The organism is Bifidobacterium reuteri DSM 23975 (genome assembly GCF_000741695.1).
Lineage (GTDB): Bacteria > Actinomycetota > Actinomycetes > Actinomycetales > Bifidobacteriaceae > Bifidobacterium > Bifidobacterium reuteri.
Genome location: NZ_JGZK01000003.1, coordinates 150,214 through 167,299 on the forward strand (window position 1 = coordinate 150,214; position 17,086 = coordinate 167,299).

General features: G+C 61.1%; 12 protein-coding genes. 1 reads left to right on the forward strand and 11 read right to left on the reverse strand.

Going from position 1 to position 17,086, the window contains the following annotated elements:
- Positions 1–50: 50 nt before the first annotated feature.
- Together hemW and lepA are read right to left on the reverse strand one after the other, a co-directional pair.
- Complete coding sequence (hemW, locus tag BREU_RS03345) at positions 51–1,373, reverse strand: radical SAM family heme chaperone HemW (protein WP_044088317.1); 1,323 nt, start codon at positions 1,371–1,373, stop codon at positions 51–53.
- A gap of 130 nt (positions 1,374–1,503) precedes the next feature.
- Positions 1,504–3,384, reverse strand: coding sequence for a translation elongation factor 4 (lepA, locus tag BREU_RS03350; protein ID WP_044095804.1), 1,881 nt, complete (start codon positions 3,382–3,384; stop codon positions 1,504–1,506).
- Positions 3,385–3,530: 146 nt separating this feature from the next.
- Between lepA and rpsT the strand changes: the two genes are divergently transcribed.
- Positions 3,531–3,791 carry a 30S ribosomal protein S20 gene (gene rpsT / locus BREU_RS03355; protein WP_033890964.1) on the forward strand — a complete coding sequence of 87 codons (261 nt, stop codon included), beginning with the start codon at positions 3,531–3,533 and terminating at the stop codon, positions 3,789–3,791.
- A 256-nt stretch (positions 3,792–4,047) separates the two neighbouring features.
- On the opposite strand, the gene BREU_RS03360 is transcribed toward rpsT, so the two are convergent.
- The 9 genes from BREU_RS03360 to BREU_RS03400 all read right to left on the reverse strand — a co-directional run bounded on the left by BREU_RS03360 (position 4,048) and on the right by BREU_RS03400 (position 17,041).
- Positions 4,048–4,797 (reverse strand): trimeric intracellular cation channel family protein, encoded by a 750-nt coding sequence (locus tag BREU_RS03360; protein ID WP_044088320.1) that lies wholly within the window; start codon positions 4,795–4,797, stop codon positions 4,048–4,050.
- 248 nt (positions 4,798–5,045) lie between these two features.
- Positions 5,046–6,494 (reverse strand): RNA ligase, encoded by a 1,449-nt coding sequence (locus BREU_RS03365; protein ID WP_044088322.1) that lies wholly within the window; start codon positions 6,492–6,494, stop codon positions 5,046–5,048.
- Positions 6,491–7,276, reverse strand: coding sequence for a metallophosphoesterase family protein (locus BREU_RS03370; RefSeq protein ID WP_238566989.1), 786 nt, complete (start codon positions 7,274–7,276; stop codon positions 6,491–6,493). The genes BREU_RS03365 and BREU_RS03370 overlap by 4 nt, the downstream gene beginning before the upstream one ends.
- A gap of 985 nt (positions 7,277–8,261) precedes the next feature.
- A complete protein-coding gene (locus tag BREU_RS03375; RefSeq protein WP_044088323.1) occupies positions 8,262–9,389 on the reverse strand; it encodes a branched-chain amino acid aminotransferase in 1,128 nt (375 codons plus the stop codon).
- Between the two features lie 236 nt (positions 9,390–9,625).
- On the reverse strand, positions 9,626–10,261 hold the full coding sequence (locus BREU_RS03380) for a 50S ribosomal protein L25/general stress protein Ctc (RefSeq protein WP_044088324.1): 636 nt from the start codon (positions 10,259–10,261) through the stop codon (positions 9,626–9,628).
- Positions 10,262–10,690: 429 nt separating this feature from the next.
- Positions 10,691–11,932, reverse strand: coding sequence for an AGE family epimerase/isomerase (locus BREU_RS03385; protein WP_044088325.1), 1,242 nt, complete (start codon positions 11,930–11,932; stop codon positions 10,691–10,693).
- Between the two features lie 20 nt (positions 11,933–11,952).
- Positions 11,953–14,400 (reverse strand): glycoside hydrolase family 36 protein, encoded by a 2,448-nt coding sequence (locus BREU_RS03390; protein ID WP_044088326.1) that lies wholly within the window; start codon positions 14,398–14,400, stop codon positions 11,953–11,955.
- An 85-nt stretch (positions 14,401–14,485) separates the two neighbouring features.
- Entirely contained in the window at positions 14,486–15,790 is a 1,305-nt protein-coding gene (locus tag BREU_RS03395; protein WP_081886523.1) for a serine hydrolase domain-containing protein, read from the reverse strand.
- Between the two features lie 102 nt (positions 15,791–15,892).
- Entirely contained in the window at positions 15,893–17,041 is a 1,149-nt protein-coding gene (locus BREU_RS03400) for a glycoside hydrolase family 26 protein (RefSeq protein WP_044088327.1), read from the reverse strand.
- Positions 17,042–17,086 lie beyond the last annotated feature (45 nt).

The window sequence follows — 17,086 nt, forward strand, 5'->3', positions numbered from 1 at the left end:
TGAAATATCGGACAAAGGCGTCCGCTTTTTCTTTTTTGCATGCTGATCGATCACATACCCGCCAGATCGAAGAACCGCTCTATGAGCATATCGTTGAGCAATCGTCCTTTGCGTGTGGGTATCACCCTATGCCCCTCACAGACAATCAGCCCTTCGTCAATCAACGGATGCAACTGGTCCACGACTATGGATCGCAGTATCGACGACGTCTTCCCCACCGGTTTCGTGGCGTTGAATTCCTCGATTTCGTGGTTGATACGGCCGAGGTCGAGGCCGTCACGGATGCGCAGTCCCAACATGATGAGCTCTTCGAGGTTTTCCTCGGGAGTGATTGCCTCACTGCCGCCCCATGGTATGTGACCCTCGTTGAGCGCGGTGCCCCACAGTCGTGGATGGGCAATGTCCCAGGCCCGCAGGGCGTTCATGACCACGGTCTGTTCCCTCGGTTGGGCGGTCGGGAACTCCATCTCTCTCCCAGTCAGCTTCGCTGACAGCCCCCTTGTCAGAGGAGGCCGACCGGACACATCGGCGCGCGCATTGTAGTGCGAATGCGCGCCGGGCCCGAGGCCCGCCCAGTCGACGTTGCGCCAGTAACCAAGATTATGGCGGCTTTCGTAGCCGGGGCGTGCCCAGTTCGAGACCTCGTACCATCCGAGACCGGCTGCGGAGAACAGGTCGTCAGCGATCTCGTATTTGGCGGCCTCGTCGTCGTCATCCGGTTTCGACAGCGCGCCGGCGGCGATGCGACGCCCCATCTTGGTGGTGGGTTCTACAGTAAGCGCGTATGCGGAGATGTGGTTCACGCCAAGGTCGATGGCGGTGTTGACCGACGTGCGCCAATCGTCGAGGCTCTCCCCCGGCGCGCCGTAGATGAGGTCCACGCTGGAGCGCAGACCGAACCTGTTCGCGGCGCGCACGCCGGCCTCCACGCTGGCGGGCGTGTGCGTGCGGTCAAGAGTCTTGAGCACATGCGGCACCGCCGACTGCATGCCGAAGGAGATGCGGGTGAAGCCGCCCTCGGCGAGCTTGCCGATGTAGTACTCGTTGACGGTGTCCGGATTGGCTTCGGTGGTGATTTCGGCATCGGGCTCAAGACCCCAGATGCGCCGAATCGCCTCGAGCATGGCCACCAGATCATCTGCGGAGAGGATGGTGGGCGTGCCGCCTCCGAAGAACACGGTCGACGCCGACGGTTCGTCAATGCCGTGCTCGAGCTGCCATGCGCGCGTCAGCTCCATCTCGCGGATGACCATGTTGGCATAGTTGCCGCGCGAGGCACCTGCGCCGAGATCCACAGCCGTGTACGTGTTGAAATCGCAATACCCACAACGACGCAGACAGAACGGCACGTGGATGTATATTTCGTAGGTCATATACGTGTTACTCCCCTCAGTCAGCTCCGCTGACAGCTCCCCTCAGAGAGGAGAGCCAGGAAATAATGCTCGGCTACCACCTCACTCAGGCTTCGCCGGGAGTCCCCTCGTCAGAGGGGGCTCCTCACAATCAGCCTTCCGTCTTCTGGGCGGCGCGGATCTTGTCTTTGGTGTCGCGGTCGTTGGCGTCCTCATCGGTGGACAGCGCGGCGATGAACGCCTCCTGTGGCACCTCCACATGGCCGAGCATCTTCATACGCTTCTTGCCGGCCTTCTGCTTCTCGAGCAGCTTGCGCTTACGGGTGATGTCGCCGCCGTAGCACTTGGCGAGCACGTCCTTGCGCAGAGCGCGGATGTTCTCACGGGCGATGATGCGCGAACCGATGGCCGCCTGAATCGGAATCTCGAACTGCTGGCGGGGAATCAGGCCACGCAGCTTCTTGGTCATCATCACGCCATAGCTGTATGCCTTGTCGCGATGCACGATGGCGCTGAACGCGTCCACCTTCTCACCCTGGATAAGGATGTCCACCTTGACCAGATCGGCGGACTGCTCGCCGTCCTCGTGGTAGTCAAGCGAAGCGTATCCCTTGGTGCGGGACTTGAGCTGGTCGAAGAAATCGAACACGATCTCGGCCAACGGGATGCGGTAGTGCATCTCCACGCGGTCGGTGGAGAGGTATTCCATGGTGCCCATGATGCCGCGGTGGTCCTGACACAGGTCCATCACCGAGCCGATGAACTCCTTGGGCGTGATGATGTCGGCGGCCACCATCGGCTCGACGATCTTCTTGATCTTGCCGTCCGGGAACTCGCTCGGATTGGTCACATGGTGTTCGCTGCCGTCTTCGGCGGTCACATCATAGGTGACGTTGGGAGCGGTCTGAATCAGATCCAAACCGAACTCGCGCGACAGGCGTTCGTTGACGATCTCCATGTGCAGCAGTCCCAGGAATCCGCAGCGGAAGCCGAAGCCCAGCGCCACCGAGGTTTCCGGGGTGTACACCAAGGCGGCATCGTTGAGCTTGAGCTTGTCAAGCGCGTCGCGCAGCTCCGGGAACTGGGCATTATCTATAGGGAACAGACCGGCATACACCATCGGCTTGGGGTCGCGGTAGCCGGGCAGTGGTTCTGTCGCCGGGCGGACTGCGGAGGTCAGGGTATCGCCGACTTTGGATTGGCTCACATCCTTCGCTCCGGTGATGATGTAGCCGACCTCGCCCGCACCCAGCGCCTTGGTGCGCGTCATGTCGGGGCTGATCACACCGATTTCGATGGGATCGTGGGTCATGCCGATACCCATCATGTGCACCTTCTCGCGGTCGTGCAGTTCGCCATCCTCCATGCGGATGTAGGTGACGATGCCACGGTAGGAGTCGTACACGGAATCGAAGATCAGCGCACGGGCGGGCGCACCCGGGTCACCGTGGCGGGCGGGGATCTCCATGACGATATGGTCGAGCAGATCGGCCACGCCTTCACCGGTCTTGCCGGAGACGCGAAGCACATCGCTCGGCTCACAACCGATCAGACCGGCGATCTCCTCTGCGTGTTTGTCCGGTTCGGCGGACGGCAGATCGATCTTGTTCAGCACCGGAATGATGGCCAGGTCATGGTCGAGTGCCATATACAGGTTGGATAGGGTCTGTGCCTCGATGCCCTGGGTGGCATCCACGAGCAGCACGGCGCCTTCGCAGGCGGCCAGCGCTCGGGAAACCTCGTAGGTGAAGTCCACATGCCCTGGGGTGTCGATCATGCCGAGCGTGTATTCAGTACCGTCGAACGTCCAAGGGACACGCACAGCCTGGGACTTGATGGTGATGCCACGCTCCTGCTCGATGTCCATGCGGTCGAGGAATCGGTCGCGCATCTCACGTTCGGGCACGATGCCGCTCAACTGCAGGATACGATCGGCCACAGTGGATTTGCCGTGATCGATGTGCGCAATGATGCAGAAGTTACGAATTAAGGACTGATCGGTGGAACCCGGCTGATTGTGTTGGACGACCAACGCATTCCTCCTCTTGGCATATACTCAAACTTCACCTAGTGTAGCCGAAGGACTGTATTCGGCGTGGCATTGTGCAAGTTTTTCCGGGGCCTATGCTATCCTCATACTTTTGTATGTCCTTGTAAAACACATCGTTTGGAGTAAACGTGGCAAACATTAAGTCGCAGAAGAAGCGCGTGCTCACCAATGAGAAGCGTCACCTTCGCAACGTGGCTGTGAAGTCCGGCCTGAAGACCGCTATCCGCGCCACTCGCGAAGCCATCGCCGCCGGTGACAAGGCTGCCGCCGAGGCCGCCTACAAGGTCGCTGCCCAGAAGCTCGACAAGGCTGCTGGCGCTGGCGTGATCCACAAGAACCAGGCCGCCAACCGCAAGTCCGGCCTCGCCGTCGCGATTAACGCCCTGTGAGCATAAACCTGTATTAAGGTTCATCGACAGCCCTGTAGTCCATCGGATTGCAGGGCTGTTGCATATCCATTGCCCTGTCCTTGCCTGTCCCGCTTCGCCGAGCGAAAGGCACAACCAAGCCTGCTGATAAAACCTCATCATGCGTGCGCTGACTGGCTGTCAGCGCACGCATGATGAGATAAGGGGCCATCAACCCTCAGAAAACGTACGCCACAACCTGCGCCGGCACCTACACTGCACCGCACAAGGATAGTGATTACTTGACTGATTCGCCGTGCTCATCGTCGCCGCTGGCATGCGGGTGAATCACCGGGCGCTTCAGATACTTGTCCTCCCCCGGCAGATAGACGTGCTGCCGAGGCATCGCACCCGGCATAGTGACATTGAATGCCACGGAGAGCAGACGTATCGTGACCACGATGATGACGATGAGCACATCGAGAATCATCTCCGAACGCATGTCGAACCAGCCATACCGCACTCCCCTCCACACCAGCACGGTGAGGAGGCAGCCGATGAAGGACGGCACCGCATACAGATGCTTGTCACGGATGATCATGGGCACGTCGCCGATGAAAATGTCACGAATAAGGCCGCCGGCAAGCGCGGTGAACATGCCGAGAAACACGGCGGTCATGCCGGACATGCCGTATGCGAGGGCTTTCGCAGTGCCATTGACCGCGAAAAGCCCAAGTCCCAACGCGTCGATGACGGTCATGGTCCATTTGAATTTCTTGACTTCCGGATGGGCGAACACCACTATGACGCCGGAGAACAGCGTAGTCAGCACATAGCCTTTATCGGTGATGCCCACAGGCGGCAACGCGCCGAGCATCACATCACGGAACAGACCGCCGCCGAGCGCGGTAAGCCAGCCGCACAGCATGATGGAGAAGATGTCATAGCCCTTCTGGATAGCGGACAAGCCTCCGGATAGCCCCCAACACATGATGGCGAGGTACTCGATGCCGACGAACACCATGTTGGATTCCAATGCCACGTGCATGCCTCACTCCTTCTCATCCGCTTCGAGCCGGGCGAATAGCCCGAATACCCCACCGCTCGCATCGGCCTAGGGCCGTAACGAGCGTACACCCAGCAGTGCGCGAGGCCGCACAGGCAACACCCCGGAGGCAACACCGCGTCGCGAATGCCACAGTGTCAACGCCACGTCGCGAGCATCACGGTGGGCGCGCGCCGATGATTATTGGCCCGTCGCGCACCTGCCGGGCCATGGGCAATGATTCCGCCCCGTCAGCCTCGTCCGAGCAGGCGCAGGATGTCGCCGACCTTGGTCATGTCGACGTCACGTTCGCCGAATATCTGGCGCCGATAGGTCAGATCCATGTCGTGGTCATGCGCATAGTCGATTACGGCTCGCACCAGATCAGCGGTCTCACCGCTCTTGTTGATCGGCCGGCCCCGCAGCACGACGCGCTGCAGCAGCGGACGCAGCGACTTGACCAACCGGTAACGTTCGGACTTCACCTTGACCATCCAACCATCGGCGAAATACAGTACGACTCCCTCACGGTCGGTTCGTCGCGCATCATCGATCGCCTGCGCCACCTCCTGCGAAGTATTGCATACCGCCACCACTTCAGGCTTCGCAAAGCCGCCAGCAGAGGCGAACTCCGGTTCATGGCCGTAATCGATGGAGAACGTTTCCTGATTGCGAATCAGATGCAGCATCCGCAGTCCCGAACGCTCATATCCGACGATATGACGATCCGATTCCACATCGATCACCTCGAAAGCGGCGGTGACGTTCCACTCATGAAGCAGTTGCCACAGCCGTTCGCGCACAGTCGGATCGGACGGGAACAGGCGTTCGATCAGCGCCGAATAATCGGTCTGACCGGACTTCGACCAGAACCGGAACCGTCCCCGCTCCCCTGCGGCGCCCACCAGACCAAGGAAACCGTTCTCCTTACGCTCCACCCGAACCGGGAAAGCGCCGGGATGCTCGTCACCATAGGCGACCACCTTGTCGAACGCGGTCTGCTCGGTCTCGTCCACGGCGAAGAACTTCTCGAAACCGCGCTGCACCACGCGGCCCTCATCGTCGACGAACAGGCCGCGCGCATTGATCGTGCGCTCGTTCCACCGCCCCTTGCGGAAGGCTTCCGACGTGAAGTTGCAGGCGAACACGTCCCTCTCGCCACGCACATGCATGACCCGAACATACGGGTCGGCATGCATGCGCTCCAACAGGTTGCCATTCGGGTCACCAGGCGTAAGAGGACGGAACATAACCACATGGAATCGCTTCCATGACTCGCGAATATAATCCTCCGGCACGCGGTTCTCTTCGTCCCTTTCGGCATTGCGCCGTAACAGCTCCTCCAGCGGCACGTCGAAGTCCCGGGTCTCCCACAAAGCGCCGTGCAGCACCGCGAGGCGCGCCAGCTCGTTCGCGTATGCGGGATTCGCATGCTGGGCGTCAGCCACCACATCCCAGCCGGCATCCAATGCATCGGCGATCATGTGCCGGCCCATCGACACCACCAGATCCTCGAAACGCCTGCCATACTTGCTGCGCATGCGTTCACGGTTCTGGGCCGCCCCGGCGATCATCAGTCGAATCGCATCGAGCGAAACCACACAATGCGGCCACGTATTGGCCGGGTCTTCCGCCCATTGCCGCGCCCACGTCGACTTGCCGGAGGCCGGAAGCCCGCGCAGAATAATCAACTTCGTCATAAGCCCTCCCTATCTACCGATGCTGACGCTGATACTGTGTTCTGCGGCACAGTGTCCTCTGGCACTGTGTTCCGCAGCGGTTCGCGGAACCAGTCGACGACCTTCGTCTGCGAAACCGGAAACAGATCCCATGCGTCAAGCCCGACGTTCACAGATTCCGGGCGGGCTCCCGTAGGCGAAAGCTGATGCGTGTGCCCATACAACAGCTTCCGACCATCGAACGGCAGAGCCTGATCATGGAATCGCGCCTCATCGTCGGGCCAGCCGTATGCGAGGTCCTCCCTGTACGGGAAATGCGACAAGTTGACCGTCTCCATGTTGTCCGGATGCGACTCGTCGAATCCCTCCAGCTTCACCACACCGTTCGGATCAATGCTTTCGAACAGGTTGAGCGCGGGCTTGTCCCCCATCCACCAGTCGTCGTGATTACCGATGATTGCATGCAGGTGACGGCATCGCAGTACGCGGAGGCATTCCTTGAGATGATTGAGGGATGTGCGGTAGCCGATGTCGCCGAGGATCCACAGTTCGTCATCCTCGCCGACAAGCGCGTTGATGTTGGCGATGACCGCAGCATCATGCGCATCCGTATCAGCGGCCTTGCGGAAATTGAGCCGCGAATCCTCCAGGACGATCTGCTTTGCCCAGCCCTCTGCGGCCTTGCGTCCCTGCTCACGAAGGATTCGCGCGTACTGTTCGCGCCCCGGATCGAACGTGGTGAATCCGCGCAATACGGTGACAAGCGGGTGTCCGAAATGCGTGTCCGTGGTGAAATACTTCATGTTGTGCTCCCTTGTGTTGTGCTCTGTCGTGTTGGCTCTCTGTTATGTTTCCTTGATGGCGTTGGTTCCTATGCCGGACGCACGTAACGCTGTGTGCCGATTCGCTGATCCTGATCGGTGTCGCTATGTGTATCGCGGGGTAGGCTGAGACATCGGGCTGCGGATTCTCATCGGCTGTTACGTGACTATAGTGCGACTGCAGTGTGTGACTATGCTGCGTCATCCTTTTGCGCATTCGATGATGCGCTGGATTCCCAGCCGCTGCCTGCAATCACCTACGCCGGAAGCCTATGATGCATAGCTCATGCCACGATTTGGCAGATTGGCTACGGTCAGCAGGCGAAAGCGCTTGAAGATCGCAATGCTGCAGTATGCAAGGCAGTCGATTGGCGCAGCCGCAGATTCTGCTGAACCGGATACAGCTGTTTTTCGATATGCCTGAGCGGCGTCGCCAGCACATTCTGTCGGCGCCACATGCGACCAAGCCCAGTCGCGAATGCAAACATATCAGTGTGATTCATAACGATGCCCACCATAGGGCACAAGCACCGCAGCAGTCAAATCCGCGACGACGACATCACATGACGGACCAGCGTAATGTGACAAGTAGCATGTGCACATGGCCATAACAGCCACGCCATGATGGACGTCGATCCAAACCGGCAATGTGAGCCCGATTCTACTAGTCGCAACGTGGGGCTTAATCCCAGTCCCTCCGCTTTCCTCGAGGGAGGGTCTGGCGGTTTTCTCGTATCCGATTCCGATGTCGGTTAGCAAGTTTGTTGCTAACAATTGCTAATATCGCTCGGACACAATGTTATTTGACGCCCCGACATGGCCGAACAGGAGGTGCGGAGGCGTCAGTTTGTTGCCCCTTGTTGACACTTCGCCGCAAAAACAGGTTCTGAACACTTGTCCGCATATGCGAGACCCCTTGGAACCATTGGGATTCCAAGGGGTCTTAGAACGGATGTTCTACGCTATGCTAGCATACCTTCCACATCCAATTGTGCGGGTCTTCGACCTCGCCGAGCTGGATGCCGAGCAGTTCGTTGCGCAGGGCGACAGTCAGCTCTCCGGAGCCGCCGTCGGCGACGGTCACGTCGAACTTCTCGGACTTGAAGCGGCCGATCGGGGTGATGATGGCGGCGGTGCCGCAGGCGAACACTTCGGTGACCTCGCCGGACTTGATGTCCTCAAGCAGCTGTTCGAGCGGGATCATGGTCTCGACCACGTCACGACCCTTGTCCTGCAGCAACTGAATCAGGGAACGACGGGTGACGCCCGGCAGGATATTGCCGGTCAGGGACGGCGTCTCGACGTGGCCATCCTTGTGGACGACCATCATGTTCATGCCGCCGAGCTCCTCAAGATAGGTCTTGGTAGCGGCATCGACGAAGCAGACCTGCTGGCAACCGTTGGCGATACCGGTGTATTCGCCGAGCAAGGAAGCTGCGTAGTTGCCGCCGCACTTGGCGAAACCAGTGCCGCCAGGGCCGGTGCGGAACCACTTGTCCTCGACCCAGATGCTCACCGGCTTGACGCCGCCCGGGAAGTACGGACCGGACGGGGAGGCGATCACGCAGTAATCGACCTCCTGCGGTGCGCGCACACCGAGGAACGGCTCGGAAGCGAACATGAACGGACGCATGTACAGCGTATACTCGCGGCGGGACGGCACCCAAGCGGCATCGCGCTTGACCAGTGCGGCCACGGAGCCAAGGAAGTCGTCGACCGGGAGCTCAGGCAGGTACAGACGCTTGGCGGAGTTCTGGAAACGCTCGGCATTGGCATCCGGGCGGAACAGCCACGTGGATCCGTCGGCGTGACGGTAGGCCTTCAGACCCTCGAAGCATTCCTGTGCGTAGTGCAGCACGGATGCGCCCGGGTCCATCTTGAGCGGGGCGTATGGCTCGACGCGGCGATCGGACCAGCCTTCTCCCTTGGTCCAGGTCATATGGGTCATATTGTCGGAAAAGACCTGACCGAAAGCCGGCTTGTCGATGAGGGATTGACGCTTCTCATCGGAGGCAGGATTATCGTTCGGCAGTACGGTGAACGGTTCGGTGAGCTTATCGAGCGCAGCCGGATCGTGGTGCGTGTTTTCAGTCATTACTCGTTACTTCTTCTTGATTGGCGGGCGACCCCGCCGGATGGGGTTAGTCTTGCGCTTGTGGCGCATGCTCTTGTGGATACTTTCGCACACCTGAGTACCGCGCGCGCAAGGGCGTTCACATGGTGAAAAACGAAGAGCCCACGCTCTGAGAAGCTCTCATGCATGGGCTCGTCGATTATGCACTATGCGCGGTATTCAGCGCTAGCGTAACGCGGTAACGTATCCCGCTCGAATCACTTGGCGGCAGCGGCGTCAGCAGCCGGAGCAGCGGCGGCGTCAGCAGCCGGAGCAGCGGCGGTCTCCGTAGTGGCGGTGGACTCGGTGGCGTCCTCAGGCACCTCAACGGTGACGACGGACTCTTCCGGATCGTCGATGTCGAGCTCGACGCCTTCGGGCAGCACGACGTCCTTGGCGAAGACCTTGGTGCCGTCGGTCAGGCCGTCCACGTTCACGACGATCTTCTCAGGCAGGTTGGCGACATCAGCGCGCACCTTGAGCTCCTGGATGTCGACGAACGCCACGGCAGCGCCCTTCGGGGTGCCTTCGACGAACACCGGCACCTCGACGTCGATCTTCTCGCCGGCCTTGACCTCGAGGAAATCGATGTGCTCGATGATGCGCTTGACAGGGTTGCGCTGGATGTCCTTGACGACGGCCATCTTGGACTCGTCACCGAAAGCGATGGTGAACAGGGCGTTGGTGTGGCGCATGGCCAGAGTGGTCTCGCGCATCGGCAGGGTCACGAAGACAGGCTCGGTGCCACCGGCGTAGATGGTGGCCGGAATCTTCTTGGCAACGCGCAGACGACGGGCAACGCCCTTGCCGAACTCGGTACGGGCTTCGCCTTCAAGCTTGATAGTGGTAGCCATAATGGATACTCCTTGTTTTCGGTGTTACTTATCGTATTGTCCTGTTTGACGCCACGACGCGTCGCAGAACGCACCCAAGGAGGTGAATCTTACGCCGAGTCGATTACGGAAGACGCGGACCCTTGCGGGACTTTATCTTCCCTCGCCAAAGCAACACGCTTTGGCTCGGTACAAGGTCACGCGGTAAACCGCGCTCCCCTCGCCTACAGACAATCCACCGGATTGTCTGCTTCACGGCTCGGCCTGCCAAAGCAACAGCAATCTAGTATACACGGGCCGCAGACATCGACGACTACGTATTAGGCATAACCACAATGGAAAACCCGCCCATACGATACGGATTGCGCAGAAAGAGGGGAAATACGCATTCCACATCGCATGGGCGGGCAAGAATCATGACTATATCCGGACCGAGTGGGCTCGGTTGATTCAGTCGCCTGACCGCTGGGAGGCAACCGCGATGGACATCGACGGGTCGCCCAGCGGGATCATCATCGACTGGGTGGCGTGGTACAGGTCAGACTTGCCCGGCCAAACAGTGCCGATTGGCTGGTTGGTGCGGTCGAGCTGGTGGAACCAGGAACCATTGACATGGTCGATGACGTACTCGTCGGCATACTTGAGGAAGGTCGAGTACAGGTCGGCGTATTCCGCCTTGCCGGTCACATGGGCCAGCACGGACGAGGTGTTGATCGCTTCGGCGAGCGTCCAGTGCATGCGGTCATGCACGACGGGCACGCCGTTCCAGTCGGTGGTGTAGACAATGCCGGGCGCGCCATCGGCGTTCCAACCATCGGACACAGCACGGTGGAACAGATTTTCGGCCACGTCGACCAGCTGCGCCTTACGGCTTTCGGCAAGGCCGGGGGCGCTCAGCGCGTACTGGGTGATGAGTCTGGCCCATTCGATGCCGTGGCCAGGGGTGGCGCCGTACGGCTTGAACTGGTCGTCCTTCTTGTCGGCGTTGCATTCGAGGTCCACCGACCAGTCCTCGTGGAAGTGCTCGGGGATGCGCCAGTTGTTGGCTTCCGCCCAGCCGACGACGTGGTCGATGATGCGACCGGCGCGTGTACGCCATGTTTCATCGCCGGTGACGTCGGCCACGGCGAGGAACGCCTCGACCGAGTGCATGTTGGCGTTGAGGCCGCGGTATGCGTCGAGCTCGGTGAAATCCTCGTTCCACGTATCGACGGACAGGCCGATCTCGTCATCCCAGAATCGCTTGAGGAAGACCTGCTGGGCATCGGCGAGCAGTTCGGCGGCGCCGGGGCGGCCGAGCAGCGTGGCGGAGGATGCGGCGAGCAACACAAAGGCGTGCGCATAGCACTGTTTTATACCGATGTGGTCGCCGTCCGGGGTGACGGCCGCATACCAGCCGCCGTTGGCGTCGTCATGGAGCTCACCGGTCAGGCCCTTCAGTCCGGCATCGACAAGCGCCTCGGCGCCGGCATGGCCGGTGAACGCGGCGAGCGAATAGACGTGGGTCATACGGCAGGTGATCCAAGTCTCGCGATTGCGGTCCTTCCACGGGGTGCCATCGTCGCCCAGCCAGTACGAGCCTCCGTCCGGCGAAGGGAAGGCATGGCCGAAGGCCATCAGGGAGTCACGCTGCTCATTGAGCCACGTCTTGTTTTCCGGAGTACCGAGCTCATATCGGGCTTCATTTTCCATTGTTGATACCTTTCTTGTATTTATATGGCACAGTATTTGGGGTATTTGGGCATAACCGCGAAGATACGCGCGGAAGGGCGAGCGATATCACTGGCATGGATGCGCACGACATGGGCGTCGAGACGTTCGACGGTCCATGGAGCCGCATCCGGCGCATGCTCCGGACGCTCCGGATTGGGGAAGATCTGCCGAACCACTCTCCCTTGCGGTAATGCGATGTCCACAAAGGGCTCGCCTCCGCGCCTCCATACCGTCAGATATGAAGCGATATCATCAGCCGCATCCCTGCGCTCATTCGGCGCAGCCAGCAATCCGGAAACCAGCCAGTCGCCGTCGAAGGCGGGCAGCCCCGCAGGCCACCATGGCACCAGTCGCTGCTGCTCGTCAAGCACGCGGCGATGCAACGCGACCGCATCACGCACCAAGCCGAGCCTCGACTCGTCCATGCGATTGATGAAACCGGACAGGTACAGTCTGCCCAGCACGCCGGCCGCCAGGGTGAGCACGGCGGTCTCATCGTCCATCTCCTGTTGCGCATAGCCCCAATTGCCCTGCTGTTCGGGCAGGATCGTCAGGCCCGCACCGGCGGCAATTGCGGCATAGATCAACGGATCACACTGGTCCGACGTGGATTGCAGATCCAATCGGGATAGCTGGGCGTAGTCGGCGCGCATCGCACCCGATCCGCAGTTTTCGATCATCACGTCCGGATGGCGGCGGCGCAGATCGTCAAGCCAATCAAGATAGGCACGGCAATGCGCAAGCAATCCACCACCTACCGATTCGGCGTCACGGTCGGTGCCGGTGCCGGGTACGGTGTTGTAGTCGAACTTGAAGAACACGGCACCGAACTCGTCGATCAGCCGGTCGACGGTGCGACTCACATGGTCACGGGCGACCGGGGAACGGAAATCGAGCAGGTATCTGCCGGAATCGCACACGCGCACACCGTGGCGGGTGAAGAACGCCTCATCCGGGAGCGTATGCGCGAGCGGCGACTTGACGCCGATCACCTCGGGTTCGAGCCATAGACCCAGCCCCATGCCATGATCGCGTATCGTCTGCGCGAGCCCCGCCAGACCTACGCTTCCGAAACGATTTGTGGATGGCTCCCATTCGCCGACCATGTCCCACCAACCACCTTCGGTGCTGTCATACCAGCCGGCGTCGATGCAGAACACATCCGCACCGGTCTTGGCCGCCCCCTCGATCAGCGGCAGTTCCTTGTCCAACCGCGGATCACCGAACAAGGTGTTCATGTAGTCGTTGTACACCACCAGTCCCTGGGTATGCGTGAAGGCGGACTCGCGCCCAAGCTCGGCGGCCTTCGCACGACGCAACGCGCGGCGTTGGAGCGTCATTTCGGCAACGGCCTGCTGCCAATCCCCTGCGGCAAGCGCGAACGAGACCGGGACGCTGGTGAAATCGTTGCCCTCACCCAACGCTGTCTCCCAGTGGTGATCCTGGTATTCAGGGCCGAAGGCGGTGACGTGCAGACCGGGGTCGTTCTCGCCGACCTCCCATTCCCATGCGCCGTTGTGTTCGATCTGCCACATCACGGAGAAGGATGGCTCGGCATCCGCCTGAGACAACGCTTCGACGATGCCGGCGGGCTGGTGCACGCCAGTGGACCAGGTCGAGGCCGAACTCAACGCGAATCGGGAGCTCGACTCCCCCGGATTGATGGTCTGGTTGCGGTCGCGCACCGCGGTACTGCGCAACGGCGCGCAATGCCAGTCGTTTTCCACGGCCCATGCGCTGTCGCCCCAGTACAGGCGTGATGCGTCGACCGTGGCCTTGCCGGCGTCCATCGGCAATGTAAGGTTCAGCGACGACACCGCTTCGATGGTGAACGGCTGCGCGGAGTGCACCATCGTGTAAGTGCGCACGGCGGACAGCCCCGGATACGCCTCGAATACGGAAGTGACAACCAGCCCGCCATCGGTATCGCGGAGGACCGCTTCCCCATCCGTATGCCTGTCGCGCACAGCAGCATCGAAGTCAGTATCAGCATCGGAGCAATCAACCACTGGGGAATCAACGTCGCCCATCGGACGTCCTGCAGGCCGCAATCGATCATACGGCGCATATTGCGTGATATGCAGCCGGTACGGTTCGACGCTGCCATCAGCGGACCGACTCTCCCACGCTTCAACGAAGCGCAGTCTCGCACCGGCCACCGTGGCGATCAACGCGAGACGGTTATCGTTCGATCCGGTATTGGCGGCGTGCACTTCCACAATCGGCCGTGGGTCACGCTGCGCGGCCCCGACCGCGTCGATTTCGTCGGCAGCCCCGGCCGCACCGGACTCACCGGATGCCGCCATACCTCGTCCCGTCACACCGACGAGACGTACCGGCTCATCTGCGGCTGTGGCAAACGCCATAGATACCACGCCATTGCCCCAAGTGAATCGTCCATCTGTGGCAGGTGCCACGGCTGTCATGCCATCTCGTTGATAGACCATAATGTCTCCTTGTCGTACGTGGATATTGACGGTATGGGTACGCATCGCCACTGCGCACGGCGACGCCTCGGAAGTGTCAGCCGCATCAGCTGTCGAGATGCGCATTGACGATGTTCTTCACCTTGCGCGTCACGGGGATGGTCCCGGCATTGGCGAGCTGGATCATGAACAGGAATGTGGTCCCGGTCGCAGGGTCATTGCAGAAATAGGTGCCGAGCCATCCGTCCCAGCCGTACTCGCCGGCGCGGCAGATCATGGTCGATTTGCCCGGTTCCTCCACGATGCGCATGAACGTGTTGTAGTTGCACCCCGGCTGCCACTCCTCGAAATCCGGATAGTGCCGGGCGTACATCGCACCCGAGGTCATCATGCGCACGGTCGCCGGCTGCATAATGCGCACACCGTCCAACTCGCCCTCGCCGATGAGCATCTGGCCGAACTTCACGAAATCGTCGACCGTGGACCGCAGTCCCGCGCCTCCGGCCTGATACGCCGGGTCTTCGGTCGCCGCGTACGGCACGCCGAGATGGTCGGTGACAATCTCCCGCAATGGTCCGCCCGCATTCGCCGGGTCTATAGGCAAACACGGATTGTCGTATACCGCGGCCAGCCGGTCGAGCTTGTCGGCGGGGACGTAGAACGCCGTATCGCGCATGCCGAGCGGCTCGAACAGTTCGTCATGCAGGAAGTCGCCGAAGCGTCTGCCTGTCACGACCTCGATGATCGCGCCGATCACGTCCGCGCTGGTGCCGTACATCCAACGCGAACCGGGTTGGAACCGCAGCGGACACTGCCCCAGCCGGTTCGCCAGCTCAACCGTGCCCATCGGATTCGGGCCATGCAGACGCGCGGCGAGGTCGTCGAACACCTTGCCGACGATGCGGCCGGCCTCGAAATTCGAATCCCCATACGGGATGCCGGAGGTCATCGTCAGCAGATCCTTGACGGTCACCTCACGCGAGGCCGGCACCGTGCGCTCGCCGTCATGCGCGACGCTGGCGATGGCACCGGCCATATCGGTGGGGATATCGTTGGCCAGCCGCTCGTTCGAAGAGGATGCGCCGCCGGCATCGGGTTCGAACTCCGTGGTGACACGCTGCCCCTTGAATCCGGGCAGGTATGTGCTGACGGGGGCGGCGAGGTCGAGCAGTCCCCGTTCGACGAGCATCATCGCCGCCGAGCCCGTGACCGGTTTGGTCTGTGAATACAGGCGGAAGATCGTGTCACGGGTCATGGCCTCGCCGCGTTCGATGTTGCGCATGCCGGCAGTCGCCTGCCAGAGTTCCCGGCCATGTCGTACGGCCAGCATGGTCGCACCCGCGATCTCACCATGGTCGACCGCGCGGTCCATCGCATCCTGAATGAGCTGCCGCACATCCCTCATCATCATGCTCCTTGTCCCATATGTCCTAGTCTTATATGCCTTATATGCCTTTGTTCCACATTGCTTTGCCGCGCATGCCGGGTCACGTCCGTTGCGCCGTACCGCACATCAGGCATACATGTCCGGCAGGGTGTCGGCCATCCGCATGAAATCGTCCCGCACGAACCGGCGGAAGTCCTCGGCGTATGGCGAGTCAACGGTCGGCGTGCCGTACGCACCGGTGTGCTCCGCGCCGTCGAAGTTGCACCACGGCAGATACCACAACGCGCGACGCGTGTATTCGTTGGCCTTTGCGGCACTCAGCATGAACGTCGTCCACGGCGCGTTCGGGTCATCGCCGAACGCCGCCGCGAACTCGCGCGGGGAGCCGACTTCAGTGACCGCGGCGAGTTTGCCTCGCTCCATACCGAGCCGTCCGATAAGCGTGAGGATGCGCACGAACTTGTCATGGCGTTCGGCCGGATCGGCGGCGTCCGGCCCGTCGAGCGGCTGGTCGATGTCCCAGTAGTCATCGAGTCCGAGCACATCGACATAGCCGTCCCCCGGATATCCGCGCAGGTAGCCGGATTCCAGTGTGGTGTCGTCGGTCATGTCGATGCGGCTACGGTCGGGCGAGTACGCATACAGCACTTGATGCACGTCTCGTTCGTCGCGTAGGTATTCGACGGTCATGCGCCAGAGCTCGGCGAACTGTTCCGGCGTGGTGTCGGTCGGTCGCGCGAACGAGCCCGGGCACCACCAGAACCAGTCGCCGGTGTGTTCGTGGAACGGGCGGAAGATCAGCGGAATCGGGGTGCCGTCGTCGTCACGCACCGACAGCAGGAAGTCGGCGAGCCGATCGAGCCAGGTGAGGTATTTGCCGTGCAGCTCGCCGCCAGGCAATACGGCGGCAACCGATCCGGGGGCGAGGTTGTCGCCGTACCCGCCTTCGGTGATCGGGTTGACCGAATGCCAGCTGAAGGTGACGATGGCACCCATGCGGGATGCGCGGCGGGCATCATTGCGGATGTCGACGAAGGGGACGTGATCGATGTTCTCGTCCCAGCCAAGTTCGATGCGTCCGAGGTCGGCGCCCCACACGGCCGGGTATGAGCCGGTCACGGCGAGCGTGTCGGAATCCGCGTCGGCGCTGTGGTGGGTTGAGGTGTCGCCTTGGTGACCGAACATGGCGAATTCGCCGGTATGGCGGTGCAATGCGTCAAACAACGCGCTGGCTCGTTTGGTGAGCTGCTGATCGACGGGGGTGGCAGAGGTCATGGTGGATGCTCCTTGGTATTCGATGGTTTCCGATTGATGAGTGAT

Bases quoted from the DNA above. Each gene is read 5' to 3' on its own strand.
- BREU_RS03395 (WP_081886523.1), bottom strand. From the start codon at position 15,790: ATGATGATGAGGGATGTGCGGCAGCTCATTCAGGATGCGATGGACCGC.
- BREU_RS03370 (WP_238566989.1), bottom strand. From the start codon at position 7,276: ATGAAGTATTTCACCACGGACACGCATTTCGGACACCCGCTTGTCACC.
- BREU_RS03390 (WP_044088326.1), bottom strand. From the start codon at position 14,400: ATGGTCTATCAACGAGATGGCATGACAGCCGTGGCACCTGCCACAGAT.
- BREU_RS03380 (WP_044088324.1), bottom strand. From the start codon at position 10,261: ATGGCTACCACTATCAAGCTTGAAGGCGAAGCCCGTACCGAGTTCGGC.
- BREU_RS03375 (WP_044088323.1), bottom strand. From the start codon at position 9,389: ATGACTGAAAACACGCACCACGATCCGGCTGCGCTCGATAAGCTCACC.
- hemW (WP_044088317.1), bottom strand. From the start codon at position 1,373: ATGACCTACGAAATATACATCCACGTGCCGTTCTGTCTGCGTCGTTGT.
- BREU_RS03365 (WP_044088322.1), bottom strand. From the start codon at position 6,494: ATGACGAAGTTGATTATTCTGCGCGGGCTTCCGGCCTCCGGCAAGTCG.
- BREU_RS03400 (WP_044088327.1), bottom strand. From the start codon at position 17,041: ATGACCTCTGCCACCCCCGTCGATCAGCAGCTCACCAAACGAGCCAGC.
- BREU_RS03385 (WP_044088325.1), bottom strand. From the start codon at position 11,932: ATGGAAAATGAAGCCCGATATGAGCTCGGTACTCCGGAAAACAAGACG.
- BREU_RS03360 (WP_044088320.1), bottom strand. From the start codon at position 4,797: ATGCACGTGGCATTGGAATCCAACATGGTGTTCGTCGGCATCGAGTAC.